Origin of the sequence: Indibacter alkaliphilus LW1, assembly GCF_000295935.2 — a bacterium.
GTDB classification, from domain to species: domain Bacteria; phylum Bacteroidota; class Bacteroidia; order Cytophagales; family Cyclobacteriaceae; genus Indibacter; species Indibacter alkaliphilus.
This window is the reverse complement of the sequence record NZ_ALWO02000023.1, coordinates 532068-550629: the sequence shown is the minus strand read 5'-3', so window position 1 is coordinate 550629 and position 18562 is coordinate 532068. Positions and strand designations below refer to the sequence as shown.

Sequence of the window (18562 nt, the reverse complement as noted above, 5' to 3'; positions counted from 1 at the left end):
GATGGAAAAGGCTGGAACAATGTTCCGGCCTTTTTTGATTTTTAGCAATTTTGTATTTCATTCGTATTCTTTTACTTGGTTCAAAATGAATAAATCCAGCTTAAATTACACCCGTTTCCTATTACTTTCAGCCCTTTTAGTAGCCGCAATTTCTTGTGGCTCAGAAAAGGAAAAGGAGGAAGTTGTTTTGGAGTCGGATTTGCCTCTGGAAGATGAAGAATTACAGTTGGCAGAAATGGGACTGCAGCAAATCCAATCTTGGGTGACTTTCTGGAAAAACTCAGAAGGTAAATTTAATCTTGGAGATTTCGAAGTTGATAAAAAAGTGGCCTTCGAACAGCTTGAATGGCCGGAGGAAAATCCCATAGATGATGACTCACCTTTTTATCCATATCTTATTCCCAATCCTGAAGGGAAAGGGGTAGTGGATATTTATAGTTATAAGATTGTATTTCCGGAGAACGGAGGTCCCTTTCTGAATCCAGACTCGGAAGTAATATATTTTAAAGATAATGGGATGCGGGAGCGCTTGCTGTTTATCGGTCCATCCGGAGGTTTCGAAGATGCTGTTTGGGTGACACCTTCACACCTTTTGGTTGCAGGTTTTTTTGAAGAAGAAGAAGGAGTTACACCCAAATTATGGCTGATTGATGTTGAAAACTCCAGTTTTGTGATGTTTAAGCATCCACTTGTGACAACAAATTATTCCAAAGATGGGTATTTAAAGAGAAAACTAAACCGTATTTCTTTTTGATGGAGTTTGATCAGGTAATCAGAAAATTAGAACAAATCCTGGAAAAGCCTCTTCCTGGCAGAAAAGGACAAATTACTATGGCACCTCAGCCTGTTGATGAAGAGCGATTTGCGCAACAAATCAGGAAAGATTTTCGAAAAGGAGCGGTTTTAATGTTGTTTTACCCTGATAGCACCGGAAAATGCTATATACCTTTTATCAAAAGACCCAAATATGAAGGTGTCCACAGTGGGCAGATTGCTTTCCCTGGTGGAAAAATGGAAGAAAGTGATGAAGATCTAGCTGAAACGGCTCTCCGGGAATCGGAGGAAGAAATAGGCATTGATGCAGATAAAGTAACACTTTTGGGCAAGATGTCAGACCTTTATATTCCTCCGAGTAATTTTATGGTTTCCCCATTTTTAGGTTTTGTCAATGAGCAACCCAATTTCCTTCCTGACCCCAAGGAAGTGGAAAGGATTATCAATTGCCCGGTGGAAGTACTTATGGATAAAAACATTAGAAAAACAGGAAGTATCAATTCCCGTGCGGGTTTCAAAGTAAATGCGCCCTATTTTGATATAGAATCAGAAACTGTTTGGGGAGCTACAGCCATGATGCTTGGAGAGTTTACCTACATGTGGGAGAGGGATGGTTTTTGATTTTTTGAGCAATTGTGGTATTGTTGTAAAAAACCTCTTTCTTCATGCAAGAAGCAACACCACTGATTACCAATGATGCCATAGTTTTTGGGATTTTGATGTCCATATTGGCGCTTGTTTTTGGTACTTCGTCAAGCAATAAACCGATCTGGAGAAAATTTTACAGGGTGATACCCTCTATTTTGCTTTGTTATTTCATCCCAGCGGTGTTGAATTCGGTAGGTTTGATTTCTGGTGAGTACTCTGGTCTTTATGGCATGGCCTCGCGTTATCTATTGCCCACTTCACTGGTGCTTTTGACATTGAGCATTGATTTTAAAGGTATCCTCAAGTTAGGTCCCAAAGCATTGATCATGTTTTTGGCAGGTTCATTGGGTATTATTCTGGGAGGTCCTTTGGCACTATTGACTATTTCCACCATTTTTCCGGAGGTTCTGGGAGGTGTTGGTCCTGATGAAATCTGGAGAGGCTTGGCGACTATTGCCGGAAGCTGGATTGGGGGTGGTGCTAATCAGACAGCCATGTTGGAGGTATTTGGTGCTAGCCCCACGCTATTTTCCCAAATGATTGCAGTAGATGTATTGGTAGCCAATGTTTGGATGGCGGTATTGCTTTATTGGGCTGCCAAGCCAGGTAAAATTGATAAAATTTTCAAAGCTGATAGTTCTGCCATTCATGAGCTTCAAGAGAAAGTGGAAAAATACAGAGAAGGGATTTTGAAGATCCCCACGATGGCCGATACCATGAAAATTTTGGGAATTGGTTTTGCCATCACAGGTTTAGCCCATTTGATTGCAGACTGGTTAGCCCCTTTCATTGGTAGCAATTATCCCCAATTGGGCCAGTATTCCTTGGATAAAACCTTCTTTTGGATAGTGGTAGTGGCCACCACGGGAGGTTTGATTCTTTCATTTACCCGTGCAAGGGAGCTTGAAGGAGCTGGGGCATCGAGATTAGGGTCAGTTTTACTTTATGTTCTGGTAGCCACCATCGGAATGCAAATGGACTTGATGGCTATTTTTGACAGCCCTGTTTTTTTCCTTATAGGAATATTTTGGATGATATTCCATGTCTTGATTATGTTGTTGGTTGCTTACTTGATCAAAGCACCATTCTTCTTTGTGGCAGTTGGGTCTCAGGCCAATGTGGGTGGAGCTGCATCAGCACCTATCGTTGCATCTGCTTTTAACCCATCTCTGGCACCCGTTGGGGTCTTGATGGCAGTATTGGGATATGCTGTGGGTACTTATGGGGCCTATATCTGTGGTCTTTTACTTCAATTGGTGCATGGCTAAGGAGATTTTGTAGACTCAAGCCATCAAACTGATATTTGTGATAAAGTATCAGACTGGTTATAGGACAGCCTCCATTTATTTTTTTGCCCGTATTCGGACAAAAATGTTCATCTGTCCACAGGGTGAAATCACAAAATCCTCATTTTTAATTCATAAGACTGTTTTTTGGAGCTGGCATGAATGTAGAAATAAAGTTTCAGCTAGGTGAAAGTATAGTAGCCAGGATGCCCTTTGTTGGGGAAACCAAACTTAGATTTTACAATCATGTGGAAGAATTACTTAAAAGTGTCCTTTAGAAACCTGATGAAGCGAAAGCTTTATGCGGGTATTAATATTTTAGGTCTTACTGTTGCCATAGTCAGTTTTTTGGCCATTGCGCTGTATGTCCACCATGAAGCCACCTACGACAAGATCTATTCAGATTCGGACCGGGTGGTAAGGTTTGCACAAAAATTTGTCAGGTCAGGAGAGGAACAAGTGGTAGCGATGACACCGTCAGCTTTGGTTCCTGCCTTGATGGAAGAAATTGAGGAGGTAGAAGTAGCTACCCTGATTTTTGATTACAGCATCTTTTCTTCGGTGCTGATAGATGCTGGAGAAGGTAACCGGGAGGAGACCAAGTTTGCTTTTGTGGATGAAAATTTCTTTGAAATCTTCGACCTGGAATTACTTGCCGGAGCTGAGGGAAAGCTTTTGGCAGCGCCCAATCAGATAGTCCTGACATTCTCTGCGGCGCAGCGGTACTTCCAAAAACCTTTACTGGCAGTGGGAAATACCATCAAGGTAGACAGCAAAGATTATCAGGTTACCGGTATTGTATCAGACTTCCCAAGTAACAGTCACATTGATTTTGACTTTTTAGCCTCTTTTATCAGTACCAGGCATGGAAAAGAACCTCAATGGTCTCCTGCAAATTACTATTCTTATGCAAAACTAATTCCTAATTCTGATAGGGAAGCCTTTACCTCAAAACTTGATCAGCTGGTAGAAAAGTACTTGGGCGAACAATTGAGAAGCTATGGATTTGAAGTTTCTATATTGTATCAACCTTTGACTTCCATTTATTTGGGAGACAGCCAACTGAAGGAAATGAAACCTGTTTCTGATATCAAAAACCTCTATATTTTTGGGTCAGTTGCTTTTTTACTCATAATCATCGGCATCATCAATTATGTCAACCTAGCCACTGCTGAGTCTACAGAACGCAATAAGGAAGTAGGGCTTAGAAAGGTTTTGGGAGCAGATAGGCCTCAGCTATTTGGTCAATTTATTTCTGAATCTATGATCTTGTCCCTATCTGGAGTAATATTTAGTCTATTGATTCTTTATCTGCTAAAAGGGGTTTTTGAAGAATTTTCTGGGGTTTCCATGAACTTGGAATTGTTGCTTAGTCCTCTAGGGATTTTGCTGGTGTTGAGCTTAATGCTTTCCATTGGTTTGTTTTCAGGGTTTTATCCGGCATTGATTCTTTCTGGGATGGAGCCACTGCGTGCTTTGGGAAAAAAAATAACCGGTTTTGCGAGTGGCGCTTGGCTTAGAAGAAGTTTGGTGGTTTTTCAGTTTTTTGTTTCCATCAGTCTTTTGTTGTCCACTTTTATCGTCAAAAAACAGTTGGATTTCATGCAGACCATCAACTTGGGATATGAACGGGAAGAGGTGGTTGCCCTCAATTTTCATTATAATATGGGGGAGAAATATTCTGCATTGAAAAGTGAACTGGAGAGGACTGCAGCTGTGCAGTCCACCAGCCTGACAAACTCACTTCCCATATTTATTCAAGCAGGTTACTCTATTTCTCCAGGAGGAGACAATGACAAGGATCTTATGCTGACCGGTTTTGCAGTAGATCATGAGATTGTAAAAACCCTAAATCTTCATTTACTGGCAGGTGTTGAGTTTTCTGATCAGGATATCAATCAGACTGCAGCTTATGAAGAAAATGCAGAAATGAATATTATTCTGAACCAGGCTGCTATCAGAGAATTGGGATGGACAGTTGAAGAAAGTGTAGGGCGAAAGGTGAATTTTAATGGTTTGATATCCAATGTTAAAGGAGTAGTTCAGGATTTTTATTTCAATTCATTGCATAATCAGGTCGGACCTTTGGTGATCTTTATACAGCCATCAGAAGCCAACTGGATTTTGGCCAAACTTCCTAAAGGCAACCCAAAAGAAAACCTTTCCAAAATGGAAGATGTATGGAAAGGTGTTTATCCGGAAAGGCCATTTGCCTTCAGATTTCTTGATGAAGAATATGCTCAAATGTATCAGAGGGAACAAAATGTGTCCCGTATTTTCCAGCTATTCTCTGGGATTGCCATTTTCATAGCCAGTATGGGGCTTTTTGGACTGGTTTCCTACGTTGCTATGCGAAGAACGCGGGAAATCAGCATCCGCAAAGTATTAGGTGCCAAAGCTACTGATGTGTTAAAAATACTTTCATCTGATTTCTTTTTACTCTTGGGCTTGTCGGCTATGTTTTCCATAGGGTTCGGTCTGTGGTTTAGTCAGGAATGGCTATCAGGTTTTGCCTATAAAACTGATATCTCGCCTTGGATCTATGTATTGGCCATTGCATTCGTAGGACTGATTGCGCTATTGACAATTGGTTACAGGACCACAAAGGTATTTTTGCAAAACCCTGCAAAGACACTGAAGGATGAATGATGGGAAAATTATCTCAATTGATTTTGACCACCAGCGGACAATAATGTCCGCTTATCTTTTAGATAAAGTGAATGGAATGCGGTCTGAGCCCATTAGTCAATCCTCTAGGCTGGCATTAAAATGGAATTGATTCAAATACAAAAAATAATTTAATAATTTGATGTTACTGGCAAAGTAGCGGATAATCACAATCTCAACAAACAGTTATTATGCTCCGCAATTATTTGAAAATATTTCTACGAAACCTGAAGAAAAACCCAGCTTATATGTTAATCAATATTTTGGGACTTTCTGTAGGAATGGCTGCCAGTATATTGATTTTTCTATTTGTTCAACATGAGCTCAGTTATGACAAGTACCATGATAAATCAGATAGGATTTACAGGATTTCCCGTTCTTTTTTTAACCAAAATGGTGAAGTAAATCTTCATTTGGGCCATTTGGCGCCACCTTTTGGACCACTTCTCAAGTCTGATTTTAATCAGGATGTGGAGGAGGTAGTCCGGGTTCTTAATACCAATGTGGTGTTAAAAGATGAGGGAAATGTTTTTGAAGAAAGAAGATTCTATTTCTCAGATCCTGAAGTTTTCAATGTTTTTACTTGGGAAGTGATTGAAGGAGATCCTGAGGCTGCTTTGAGTTTCCCGGATGGTATGGTTATCTCGGAAAGCATGGCCAAAAAATACTTTGGTAATTCTGAGGCAATCGGCAGAACTTTGGAAATGAAAATCGGCCAGGTATCAGCAAATATGCAGGTCAGAGCTGTGATGAAGGATGTTCCGGACAATTCACATTTCAAGGCTGATTTTTTGGCTTCGATGGAATTGGTGACAGATTTCTATGGTGGTTATGAAGCCATGATGAAGAATTTCGGTTCCAATAACTTTGGAACTTACATGCTTTTGAAACCAGGGGTTGATATTGAGTCCATTACCGCACAAATTCCTTCTTTTCTTAACAGGCACCTGCAAACAGGGAATGATGGAACCTTGCCTTCAACTTGGACAGATTTGCACCCTTGGGCCATTACTGATATTCACCTTTATTCCAATCTGGATTCCGAGCTTGAACCTAATTCAAGCATAGAGTATGTTTATATTTACAGTGCCATTGCCATTTTCATCCTTTTGATAGCCTGTGTGAATTTCATGAACCTTGCTACCGCGAGGTCTGCCAAAAGAGCCTTGGAAGTTGGATTACGAAAAGTGCTCGGGGCTGATCGTCAACTTTTGATCAGGCAATTTATGAGTGAAACCATCATGATGACTTTCATGGCTTTGGTTCTTGCTGTGGCTTTGGCAACCATTGCTTTACCGGTATTTGGAGATTTTACAGGAAAGGAACTTAGCATGAATTTACTGGATCATCCCGAATATTTGTTGGGTATGCTGGCCTTGGTAGTCTTGGTGGGGATGTTGGCAGGAAGTTATCCTTCGCTGTTCTTGTCAGGTTTTCAACCAGTGAAAGTGTTGAAAGGTACCTACAAGATAGGCTCTATTCATGAAAAATTGAGATCCGCGCTTGTGGTAGGACAGTTCGCGATTTCTATCATTCTGATTGTTGCTGTAATGGTGGTGATCAATCAGTTGGACTACATGAAAAATAAAGAGCTTGGTTTCAATAAGGAACAAATTGTAGTGCTGCCGGCCTACAAAGAATTGGTGGATAATTACGAGACCTTAAGAGACAGGTTTCTTCAACAGCCAGGCATTGAGTCAATGGCCTTGGGTTCAAGAATTCCATCAGGTAGGTTATTGGATGCCCAAGGTGCACAGGCCGAAGTCAATGGTGAACTGACCGTCATGGATATTAGATTGACAGATATACATATCAGTCATTCATTTATGGAGACTTTTGGGATTAACATGGCTGCTGGAAGGGACTTTGATTATCAGCTTGCATCCGATAGCACAGAGGCCTTTTTGATCAATGAGTCAGCGGTCAGAGCTATTGGATGGGCATCTTCGGAAGATGCTATAGGTAAAGCTATGCATTATGGGCCTAGACGAGGATATGTAGTTGGAGTTGTAAAGGATTTCCATTTTGAATCCCTGCATCAGCCCATCAGTCCGATGATTTTTATGGTTCCTGATGAAAGGTTTAATGAGGTAGCATTCCGTCTGAATGCAGATAATTTTGATCAAAGTATAGCTTATCTCAGGGAGGAGTGGACTGCTTTACGTCCGGATTTCCCTTTCAATTATTATTCCGTGGCGGACAGATTTGATCAGCAGTATGAAGCAGAAGAAAAAGTCGGAACTGTTTTCGGTTTCTTCGCAGGCTTAGCCATTCTGATTTCTATTTTAGGCCTGTTTGGTCTATCCGCTTATGCCACAGAGCAAAGAACCAAGGAGATCGGAGTCAGAAAAGTAATGGGAGCAAGTATTCTCAGTGTAGTACTTCTTTTGGGAAAAGATTTCCTCAAATTGGTTTTAATGGGTTTTGTGCTTGCTGTACCCATAGCATGGTACGGTATGAGTAATTGGCTGGACGGTTTTGCATATAGTATTTCCCTTTCCTGGTTGGTGTTTCTGATTTCTGGATTCATAGCGCTTTTCATAGCTGCACTTACGGTAAGTTCACAGTCAATCCGTGCTGCGATGATCAATCCGGTAGATGCGTTTAAGGTGGAGTAGAAGGGGGAAGGATGGAGGATGAGGGATGAGGGATGAAGGGTGAAGGATGAAGAGAGAGGCGAGATACGAGAAAAGAGAAGCGAGAACCAAGAGCCAAGAGTTCGTGACCTTTGAGGTCTTTTTTTGACCTCGTATTATAGTTTGAGGAAAAGGAAGAGTTGAAATACGAGAGGAGGGAGGTGAGAAACAAGTGCGGATAGAGTTGAGATGCGAGAGAACAAAATGAAAGCTTGATCTGAGAAATAAGAATCATCCTCCATGCAACCCTTCAGTAAATTCTTCAATCTTCCATAGGCATATTGAAAAAACATTCAAGCCCAATAAATCATGTTGAAAAATTATATCAAAATCGCGCTGAGAAACCTCAAAAAGAGGAAGGCTTTTTCCATTATCAATATCCTCAGTCTTGCCTTGGGACTAACTGGTGGGATTTTTATGTTGGTCTATGCTTTGGATGAATTTTCCTATGACAATTTTCATGAAAATGGTGATAGAATTTATCGGGTCAATACAGTTTTTGTAGATGCCAAATCAGGAAATGAAAGTTATAATAGCACCAATGGATGGCCTGTAGGTAAAATCCTGGAGTCAGATTTTCCGGAAGTTGAAAATGTGATTTATACCATTACTTGGCCTAAGTTAGATATCAAGACAGAAGAGGAAACACTCAGTCCAAGAATGGCCTATGTCACTGAGTCTTTTTTTGATGTTTTTTCATTTGAACAAATGAAGGGATCCCCATCAGCAGCTTTATCACAGCCTTATCAGGCCGTCATCACTGAAAGTATGGAAAGCCTTATATTCAAAGGGCAGGACGGTTTGGGAAAAGAGTTTTTTCTGGCAGATAGCATAGCAGTAAAAGTTGGTGCTGTGGTAAAGGACGCCCCTGAAAACTCTCATATTCAATTTGAAGTACTCCTTTCCCAATCTACCTTTGAAAGGCTTATAGGAATGGAAGATTATATGGCAGGTTGGGGAAATATCAATATGACCAACTACCTCATGCTTCGTGAAGGAACAGACGCTGAAGCTTTCAAGGATAAAGCCAAGTCAGTTTACATGGACCATGTGGGAGATATGATGCGATCATGGGGAGCTGAAGCCTTTTTGAAATTTGAACCCATGAAGGATATTTACCTGCGTTCAGAAGCAGGTAATCCACTTGGAACACTGGGAAGTATAGACCGTGTTTATATGGTTTTAGGGATTTGTCTTTTCACCATTTTATTGGCCTGTATCAATTTTATCAATCTTTCTACTGCACGGTCAGTAGATCGCTTCAAGGAGGTTGGGTTGCGAAAAGTAGTAGGTTCGACCAGGATGGCACTGATTACCCAGTTTATGACAGAAGCTTTTGTATTGACACTTTTTGGGCTTTTGATCGCAGTTTTTCTTGCCAGTATGATGATGCCTGTTTTCAATGAATTAGTCAATAAAACGTATCAATTGAACAGCCTGTTAAAGCCTGAAATTATTTTGGGAATATTGGCTTTACTTATTTTGATAAGTCTATTTGCAGGATATTATCCATCATTGCACCTTTCCGGTCTCCAGCCGGTGAAGATCCTGAAGGGCAAATTTAATCCTGGTGGTACTGGTCCTAACCTTAGAAAAGCCCTGGTGGTGTTTCAGTTTTTTATTTCTGTTTCGTTGGCTTTAGGTACCCTGGTTGTGCTCAATCAGCTGGACTTTATGCAGCAGAAGGAACTTGGCTTTGCCAAGGATGAAATTTTGGTAATCAATGCATCAAAGCTCGAAAAAAGCCGGATTGAAAGTCTGAAATACGAGCTGGGAAATATTTCCGGTATCCAAAGTGTGACATATAGTAATGGTATCCCGGGCAGACCGGGATGGATCGGTCAAATTGCTTATCCTGATGGCAGAGAAGCCGAGAACCCTGTTTCGGTAGAGTACTTGGCAGTAGATGAGGATTACCTAAGTACCCTTAACTTGGACTTGGTGGCAGGAAGGTTTTTCGATCCTGAGCGGGAAACGGACCGTACCGAAGGCCTTGTGTTGAATGAAAGGGCAGTCAGGCAGTTTGGATGGGACAGTCCCGAAGAAGCCTTGGGTCAGAAAATTGTTTCACCCTCCACTACACCTCAGGGAACAGTGATAGGAGTAGTGCGGGATTACCACCAACTAGGCCTACAGCAGTCTATTCACGGGATTGCTATGGATTGGGCACCTGATTACTCTTATTGGTTGTCCCTTCGGTTTGAACCGAGCCAAACCACTGCCATTCTGGAGACCCTAAATCAAAAATGGATCAATGATTTTACAGGAATGGATTTCAAATACTTTTTTCTGAATGAAGACTTTGAAAGGTTATATCAGGCAGAGTTGCGTATGGCCAAGATGTTCCGGCTATTTGCAGGACTCACGCTTTTGATTTCACTGATCGGATTACTTGGCTTGGTTTCCTTTATGATAGAATCCCGATCCAAGGAAATGAGTATCAGAAAGGTATTGGGTGCAGGAGTACACCAAATTGTTTATACCCTTTCCAGGGAATTTATGCTTTTGGTGATGATTGCATCAGTTTTGGCAGCTCCGGTGGCATGGTATTTCGGCAAGGAATGGTTGCAAAACTTTGCTTATAGGACCCCCATAGCATTAGGGAATTTTCTGACCGTGATCCTGATGGCTCTTTTGGTTACCTTGTCGGTTGTTGGTTTTCAGGCCCTCAAAGCGGCTTATAGAAATACAGTGAATGGGTTGAGGAGTGAGTGATGAAATGAGTAATTGGAAATCTTTTGCCTATACCAACCTCGAAAAGCTGTTTACCTTATATACAAGAATTATTACTTTGCTTTTATGAAAATTCTGAAGAAGAAAACAGAATAGGGGTTGATGAGTCGAATGCTTGGCGGAGACCTAGGAGTTTAAATATTAAATAATATGAGGCAATTAAAGATATCATCTTAACGCTCTATAATTATTTAATGTGTCCTGCTACAAAATACCTGAATTACAAAGTTCTTGGCTACATCGGTCAACCGTCATCGGACTTTTTCAATCAGAAGAAATTTGGTTTCCCGCAGCTTTACGGATAAACACATTACTTTTTTTCAAATCGGTTTTCCAAGCGTTATTCTCTTTTTTGGTAATTAGAAAATAAACCTTAAAAGACAGATAAGAATTGAATCTAACCGTAATAATTACTTTTTTCCTTGACAAAAGTCATGTTTTAAATCTCTCGATGTTCTTAAGTTTGAAGTACAAACAAAGAACATGAAAAACTTTCTTTTTTCAATTTGCCTTTTCCTTTCGTTAGGGACTGTATTTGGGCAAGAGAAGCAGTACACCCTGCTGCTGAACACGGGCACGCAAAATACATGGGAAAGGGATTTTGGATATTCTCCCTTGGTGTACAAAGGTAGCAATGCAGGATTTACTTTGGGCTTTTCCAGTGAAGGCGAAAAAAAAGCAGATGAGGTTTATATCCATTACAGCAGTTTACCCCTTCAAAATAAATTCGGTGCTGAAATGAGGGCAACTCAGGCCAGCATCATGACTTATACCTTTTATAAACCTGATTGGCTGCCAGAACAATTGAACTTGGGTTGGTCCAATAACAATGCTTTGAGTTTGCGGAATTATCAGGAATCTCAAAACTTTAATCCTAGGTTTGATTTCCACACTTCCTTTGGGCCTGCTGCCCGCTATCAGACATTTTTTGGGAAGAATCAGCAGTGGAGATTTGCTTCTCAGGCACATATACAGGTCATAGGTTTTCTTTTCTCCGCATCATACCTCACTAGCCCACCGGATGCCTTTCTGCACGAACAGTCTACTTTCAATGCATTTATGCAGTCTATCCGATTGTTTCAGCCTTTTCAACAACATGACTTGGGTATGTTGAATCAGTTGTTTTATCAATTATCCAATGGCAATGAAGTCGGTTTAGGTTACCGTTGGCATTATACCTCTTTGGAAAATGCCCAGCGGTCACAGCGCTCAGGGGGACATTATTTCTTTCAGTTAAATTTCAGACTATGATGAACAGTCAGTATTTAAAAATGTTGATGATCCTCACTTTTCTTTTGATAGGGAGCAGCTGCGAAGAAATTCTCCAACCCAAGGATCCTCAGGTCAGCCCAAGTGCGGTATTTGAGCATTTATGGACTGACATCCATAACCGCTACAGTTTTTTCGAAGAAAAACAAATAGACTGGGAGCTCCAAAAACAGATCTATGCGCCTTTGATTCATGAGGGTTTGGATCAATTTGAGTTGTTTGAAATTCTTGGGAATTTGTTGGCAGAATTGGAAGATGGACATGTGAATCTGTTGAGTACTTTCAACCGCTCACGAAACTGGAGCTGGTATGAGGATTTTCCATTGTATTATGATGAGCAGCTGATATTTGACCAATATTTGAAAACTGACTACCGTATCATTGGACCCTTACTTGCTCAAAGTGTTGACAATATGTTGTATGTGAATTACCGCTCTTTTGAGCGTAATATTACGCAACAACATATGGACGAAATCATCCGTCTGATGCAGTTTCATGAGGGTTTGATCATAGATGTCAGAAGCAATGGAGGGGGTAACCTTCAAAATGCGCTAAACATTGGCTCCCGCTTTGTTGAAGAGGAGGTGACCTATGCAAGTCAGCGCTTTAAAACCGGACCCGGTAGATCGGACTTTACACCTTGGGCTCCTCTGAGGATCAGTCCCAATTCAAGGGAAAAATACCTCGGGAAAGTTGCTGTCCTGACCAACAGAAGGTCTTATAGTAGTACTACTTTTTTTGCACAGATGATGAAGACTATACCCCAAGCACGCTTGTTTGGGGACCAAACGGGAGGCGGGGGAGGTATCCCTGTTTTTGCTGAACTTCCCAATGGCTGGACTTACCGTTTTTCAGGAAGTCAAACAGTTGATCTGAATAATGTCCAAATAGAGTTTGGCGTTGAGGTGGATGTTTTGCTGACCCATTCGATGGATCAGATTGATGGTAAGGATCATTTTATTGAAGCAGCGATTGATTGGTTGAAGGAATGAGAATTGTTCGGTTTATCCAATTCCTATTATTTAAAAAATTAAGAGGCATGGTTCCACCGCTTAAAATGAATTTTAATAATTTTGGTAATAGCCTTTTTCAATTCTTGATCTAAATTCAAATTCAAAATACATACTGCAAAGTTTCTTTTTAGTGGGGTTTTAGTTACTTTAGATTAAAGTAATTCTTCAAAACCTTTTTTTCTAAAGATCCACCCCAAGACACAGTACATTCATGGAAAAAAAATTACCTGACTACAGTAGTCTTTTTTATTTAAATCCACTTCCATCGTGGGTTTATGATTTGGAGACTTATCAGATTTTGGATGTCAATCAAGCGGCAATTGATCACTACGGTTACTCCAAGGACGAATTTTTGGGGCTGACCATCAAGGATCTTCGCCCAAAGGAGGAGATTCAAAAAATGGTTATGGCCCATGAAGGGATAGATGAAAAGGAAGGCAGCATTTTTTTCGGAGTATTTACCCATCAAAAAAAGAATGCAGAACTCATCAGAATGGAAATCAATGGGCATAAAATAGGTTTTCAGGGAAAAGAATGTATGTTGATTGTCTGCCAAGATGTATCAGAACAAGAAGATCAGCTAAGAAAGTTAAAGGAGTCAGAAGAGGCGTTACGGAAAAGCGAAGCTAAATTCAAGACTATTTTTGACATTGCATCTTTGGGAATTGCACAAGTTGACCCATCTAACGGTAAGATTATTTTGGTCAATGCTTTTTATGAGACAATTACCGGATACAGTACAGAAGAGCTGCTGAATATGAGTTTTGTAGATTTGACCCATCCTGATGATAGGGGGAAAGACTGGGAAATATTCAGCAAAGCTGTTCGAGGGGAATCTCAATACAGAAATGAAAAGCGATATATTAAAAAGGACGGCTCAACCGTATGGGTTCGTCTTCATCTGGCTTTTATAAGGGATGAACAAGGCAAACCTATCAGAACTGTAGCCATTTGTGAAGATATTACTCCCCAGAAAAATGAGGAGCAGCGGTTGAAACTTTTGGAAAGTGTCATTACCAATACTTCTGACTCTATTTTGATCACTGAAGCGGAGCCCTTTGAGCTGCCGGGGCCTAAGATCATTTATGTCAATGAAGCCTTTACTAAAATGACAGGTTACACTGCTGAGGAAGTGATCGGTAAAACACCTAGAATATTGCAAGGTCCCAACTCTGATCAAGAGGAATTATCTAGACTTAGCCGTGCGTTGAGAAACTGGGAATCTTGTGAAATCACAACAATAAACTACAAAAAAAATGGCGAGGAGTTTTGGATTAATTTTTCGGTTTCGCCTGTTGCCAATGAAAAGGGTTGGTTTACGCACTGGGTTGCCATAGAACGCGATGTAACAGAGCAAAAAAACAAGGAACTCGAGAATCAATTGCTGAACCAAATCAATGAAGATTTTTCGTTTGAAAACAATTTGATGATTGCTTCCAATGAACTTTGTCAAACAGTCAGTGAGTTCGGCAAATTTGATTTTGTGGAGTTGTGGTTGCCAAATCTGGAAAACTCCCAAATCCAGTTGTTTGCCCACCAAGCTTCCACTTCCAAAGCAGCAGTGTTTTACATTGAAAGCAGTGATATTACTTCTTTTCACCAAGGGGAAGGACTACCAGGCATAGTTTGGGAAAAACAAACTGCGCTTCTATGGAAAGAAATAAATGAACATGAAGATTTTATTCGAAAAGAGGCAGCTGAAAAAGCCGGAATCACTTCAGCGCTTGGAATTCCTCTACTTTGTAATGAGAAAATTGTAGGTGTATTGGTAATAGGAACCCAGCATGAGCTTAGTTTCCTTCAAAAGTATGTCAAAATCTTCCAGCAACTGGAGCAATTTATCGGTTCAGAAATCAATCGCAAAAGGTTGGAAAACGACCTGGAACATCTATTCGATGCTATCCCTGATATTATCTGCATCACAGACCTCCAAGGTAAATTTCTCAAAATCAATAAAGCCGGATGTGAGCTATTGGGTTATCATGAAGATGAAATCATCAATGCTACTTTTAAAAAATTCCTTCATCCCGAGGACAGGGAAATATCCAACCAGGATTTAAGCAGGCTTAAAGCAGGCCTAAATACATCAGAATTTGAAAATCGCTACATCACCAAGAGTGGTGAAATCATTTGGCTGAGTTGGACCAGTAATTCCAGCTTGGAAGAAGGCTTGATCTATGCCACTGCCAGAAATATCTCAGGAGAGAAAAAACTAAGGGAATTAAACCGTCTGGCCAATACCCTTGCTAAAATAGGTAGCTGGGAAATTGATATTACCAGAAATAAGGTTTATTGGTCTGAGCTTGTGCATGAGCTTCATGAAACAGACCCAAATACATTTATTCCTGATTTGGAAACGGGTATAAACTTTTACAGAGAAGATTTTAAGAGCTTAGTAAAAGCTAAAGTAAATCATTGTATAGAAACAGGATTGCCATTTGATTTTGAGGCTGTATTGATTACTGCCAAGAGGAGAGAAAGATGGGTAAGGTCCATAGGATCAGCGGAGTTTGTTGATGGGCAATGTGTACGGGTATACGGTAGTTTTCAGGATATCCACGAAAGAAAAGATGCGGAAGTACGCCTACAATCTTTGGCAGATAATCTACCGGGAGTAGTATTTCAGTATTTGATCTACCCTGATAGCACTGATACATTGAAATATGTGACAAAAGGTTCAGTAGAAATTTGGGGATTCAGCCCTGATGAGGTTTTGGAAAATAATCAGCTCGTTTGGAACCAAATCAGAGAAGGGGGCAACTTTGAGGATGTTAGCCAAAGTATCACGGAATCTATTCTATCCAAATCTAAATGGACTGCAAGCTGGAAATATGTGATGCCAAGTGGGGAGGTTAAAACCCATTTAGGATATGGTTCCCCTTATTTTTTACCGGACGGTTCAGTTTCGTTCAATTCAGTGGTTTTGGATATCACTCAGGAAGCAAAAAATGAAGCTTTGTTGGAACAAGCTACAGGAATGGCCAAAATCGGAAGCTGGGAATTGGATTTGTTAAATGAAGACAATGACGCCATGTATTGGTCTCCTATGACTAGGGAAATTTTGGAGGTTGATGATCATTACAACCCTTCTCTTACCGGTGGATTTGAGTTTTACGAGGCAGATAGTAAAGGACGAATCGAGAATGCAGTTGACAAATTGATAAAGGAGGGGATAGAATTTGATGAGGAACTTTTAATAATCACTAACTCAGGAAAAGAGAAGTGGATCAGATGCATAGGGAAGCATGAGCGGGTTAAAAACAAATGTGTTAAAATCTTTGGAAGTTTTCAGGATATTCATGCTTCTAAATCTCTAGAAATTCAGATTCGGGAGATTTTGGGGAGTATTTCTGATGCTTTTTATGCACTTAATAGCAATTGGGAATTCACTTATTTTAATAGGGAATCAGAAAAATTGCTTGGTAAAACGGAGTCCGAAGTCATTGGTGAAAATATCTGGGAAGTTTTCCCAAATGCACTGGGAACAGCCCTTGAAGAATCATATTACCGTGTAGCGGCTAGTGGTCAATCTGAATCTTTTGAATATTTGAGAAGAAAAGATCAGAATTGGTACGAAATCAGTGTTTACCCTTTCAGTGGTGGCATATCTGTATTTTTCAGAAATATCCAAGAGCGTAAAATTTCAGCTGAAATGCTGAAGAAGGCGTATTTGGAAAAAAATAATATTATAGAAAGTATAGCCGATGCGTTTTTCACGGTTGACAAAAACTTCATTGTTTCTTATTGGAACAAATCTGCGGAGGATCTTTTAGGTGTGAAGCGGGAACGATTGATTGGCAAGAGATTATGGGATGTCTTTCCTGATGCTGTTTCGTTACCTTCTTACACCAATTACAATAAGGTTTTGGAAACAGGAAAGCCGATTTCTTTTGAAGATTATTATGGCATTTGGCTAGAAGTGAATGCCTATCCTTCGGAAGAAGGTCTTACAGTTTTTTTTAGAGATATTACACTGAGAAAAGAGGCTGATCAGAGATTGATGAAGGCCTTTGAAGAGAAAAATAAAATCCTGGAAAGAATTGGCGATGCATTTTTCGCCTTGGATAAGGATTGGAATGTCACTTATTGGAACAAGCGAGCAGAAGAAATTATAGGAATACCAAGAGAGGACCTTATAGGAAATAATTTGTGGGATAAATTCCCTTTAGCCAAGGAATTGGAGTTCTTCAAACAATATGAGCGTGCCTTCCAAACACAAACTCCAGTAAATTTTGAGGAGTTTTTTCAGCCGTTAAATCAATGGTATGAAGCTAGCGGGTACCCATCTCCTGAAGGGATCAGTGTGTTTTTCAGGGATGTAACTGAAAAAAAATAGCTGAGAAAAAAGTTTTGGAAGCTAATGAACGCTTTGAAATTGTAACAGAAGCAACCAATGACGCTATTTGGGATTATGATTTGGTCAAGGATCAACTTTTTTGGGGAAAAGGATTCTATACTTTATTTGGATATAATCCAGAAGAAATAAAGCCATCATTTGAACTATTGCTATCTCTGATCCATGAAGAAGATAGGGAGCATATTGTCAGTCAGGTCGATAAATATATGTCTGATCCTAGGCAAAAGGATTGGTATGAAGAATATAGATTTTTAAAAACAGATGGCTCTTATGCCTTTGTAGTGGACCGGGCAAAGTTTTTGAGAAATACCAAAGGTCAAGTTACGAGAGTAATTGGTGCCATGACGGATATTACAGAAAGAAAGAGTTTCGAAAAAGAACTTCTCAAACTGAATGAATCTCTTAAGCTGCATGCCCATGAATTGGAAACTTCAAATGAGCAATTAGAGCAATTTGCATTTATTGCATCTCATGACTTGCAGGAGCCTTTGAGAATGATTACGAGCTTTTTGGATCAACTCAAAAGAAAATATCAGGATCAATTTGATGATAGGGCACTTCAGTACATTCATTTTGCAACTGATGGGGCCAAGAGGATGAAGCAGATTATATTGGACCTTCTTGAATATTCCCGTGCAGGAAGATTGACAGAACAGTTAGAAAAAGTGAATCTTAACTCCTTGTTGGAAGATTATCAAATTCTCAGAAACAGATTGATAACCGAAAAAGGAGTGAAAATCAATATGGGTACACTTCCGGTAGTGGAAACTTACAAGGCTCCTATGCTTCAAACCCTTCATTGTCTCATGGATAATGCAATCAAGTATACCAAAGAGGGGGTTAGGCCGGAGGTGAGTGTGGATTCAGAAGATGCAGGTGACTTTTGGAAAATCAGCATTGCTGATAATGGGATAGGTATAGAACCCGAATTCTTTGAAAAGATTTTTGTCATATTCCAGCGCTTGCACAATCGGGAAGAATATTCCGGAACTGGGATAGGGCTTTCTATAGCCAAAAAGCATATTGATTCCTGGGGAGGTAAGATCTGGCTGGAATCAGAACCCGGTAAAGGATCCATATTTTATTTTACCATTCCCAAATCTTAAAGGATTAATTTATTACATTAGCGAAAGCCGGAAAGATAAAAACGCTTTCAAGTAAAGCGGTTTATGTAAAAAA

Annotated in this window: 10 protein-coding genes; all 10 read left to right on the top strand. The window is 40.1% G+C overall.

Annotated features, from left to right (window positions below):
• Positions 1-85 precede the first annotated feature (85 nt).
• Positions 86-754 (top strand): hypothetical protein, encoded by a 669-nt coding sequence (locus A33Q_RS06540; RefSeq protein ID WP_051394826.1) that lies wholly within the window; start codon positions 86-88, stop codon positions 752-754.
• A complete protein-coding gene (locus A33Q_RS06535) occupies positions 754-1395 on the top strand; it encodes an NUDIX hydrolase (RefSeq protein WP_009032713.1) in 642 nt (213 codons plus the stop codon). The genes A33Q_RS06540 and A33Q_RS06535 overlap by 1 nt, the downstream gene beginning before the upstream one ends.
• A 44-nt stretch (positions 1396-1439) precedes the next feature.
• Positions 1440-2690: a DUF819 family protein gene (locus A33Q_RS06530; RefSeq protein WP_009032712.1), complete on the top strand. Its 1251-nt coding sequence runs from the start codon at positions 1440-1442 to the stop codon at positions 2688-2690.
• A gap of 264 nt (positions 2691-2954) precedes the next feature.
• Complete coding sequence (locus tag A33Q_RS06525; protein ID WP_040490020.1) at positions 2955-5357, top strand: FtsX-like permease family protein; 2403 nt, start codon at positions 2955-2957, stop codon at positions 5355-5357.
• A gap of 266 nt (positions 5358-5623) precedes the next feature.
• The gene (locus tag A33Q_RS06520) at positions 5624-7993 is read left to right on the top strand and encodes an ABC transporter permease (protein ID WP_009032710.1); all 2370 of its coding nucleotides are present in this window, start codon (positions 5624-5626) and stop codon (positions 7991-7993) included.
• 327 nt (positions 7994-8320) lie between these two features.
• On the top strand, positions 8321-10726 hold the full coding sequence (locus tag A33Q_RS06515; RefSeq protein WP_009032709.1) for an ABC transporter permease: 2406 nt from the start codon (positions 8321-8323) through the stop codon (positions 10724-10726).
• A gap of 501 nt (positions 10727-11227) precedes the next feature.
• The gene (locus A33Q_RS06510; RefSeq protein ID WP_009032708.1) at positions 11228-11995 is read left to right on the top strand and encodes a hypothetical protein; all 768 of its coding nucleotides are present in this window, start codon (positions 11228-11230) and stop codon (positions 11993-11995) included.
• Positions 11992-13005 carry a S41 family peptidase gene (locus A33Q_RS06505; protein WP_016254793.1) on the top strand — a complete coding sequence of 338 codons (1014 nt, stop codon included), beginning with the start codon at positions 11992-11994 and terminating at the stop codon, positions 13003-13005. Before A33Q_RS06510 ends, A33Q_RS06505 begins: the two co-directional genes overlap by 4 nt.
• Positions 13006-13237: 232 nt before the next feature.
• A complete protein-coding gene (locus A33Q_RS06500) occupies positions 13238-17362 on the top strand; it encodes a PAS domain S-box protein (RefSeq protein ID WP_016254791.1) in 4125 nt (1374 codons plus the stop codon).
• Between the two features lie 14 nt (positions 17363-17376).
• Positions 17377-18489 (top strand): sensor histidine kinase, encoded by a 1113-nt coding sequence (locus A33Q_RS06495; protein WP_016254790.1) that lies wholly within the window; start codon positions 17377-17379, stop codon positions 18487-18489.
• Positions 18490-18562: the final 73 nt, after the last annotated feature.

Excerpts from the sequence above, each read along its gene's own strand:
- A33Q_RS06520 (WP_009032710.1), top strand. The coding sequence starts at position 5,624 with ATGTTAATCAATATTTTGGGACTTTCTGTAGGAATGGCTGCCAGTATA.
- A33Q_RS06510 (WP_009032708.1), top strand. The coding sequence starts at position 11,228 with ATGAAAAACTTTCTTTTTTCAATTTGCCTTTTCCTTTCGTTAGGGACT.
- A33Q_RS06500 (WP_016254791.1), top strand. The coding sequence starts at position 13,238 with ATGGAAAAAAAATTACCTGACTACAGTAGTCTTTTTTATTTAAATCCA.
- A33Q_RS06535 (WP_009032713.1), top strand. The coding sequence starts at position 754 with ATGGAGTTTGATCAGGTAATCAGAAAATTAGAACAAATCCTGGAAAAG.
- A33Q_RS06540 (WP_051394826.1), top strand. The coding sequence starts at position 86 with ATGAATAAATCCAGCTTAAATTACACCCGTTTCCTATTACTTTCAGCC.
- A33Q_RS06525 (WP_040490020.1), top strand. The coding sequence starts at position 2,955 with ATGTGGAAGAATTACTTAAAAGTGTCCTTTAGAAACCTGATGAAGCGA.
- A33Q_RS06530 (WP_009032712.1), top strand. The coding sequence starts at position 1,440 with ATGCAAGAAGCAACACCACTGATTACCAATGATGCCATAGTTTTTGGG.
- A33Q_RS06505 (WP_016254793.1), top strand. The coding sequence starts at position 11,992 with ATGATGAACAGTCAGTATTTAAAAATGTTGATGATCCTCACTTTTCTT.
- A33Q_RS06515 (WP_009032709.1), top strand. The coding sequence starts at position 8,321 with ATGTTGAAAAATTATATCAAAATCGCGCTGAGAAACCTCAAAAAGAGG.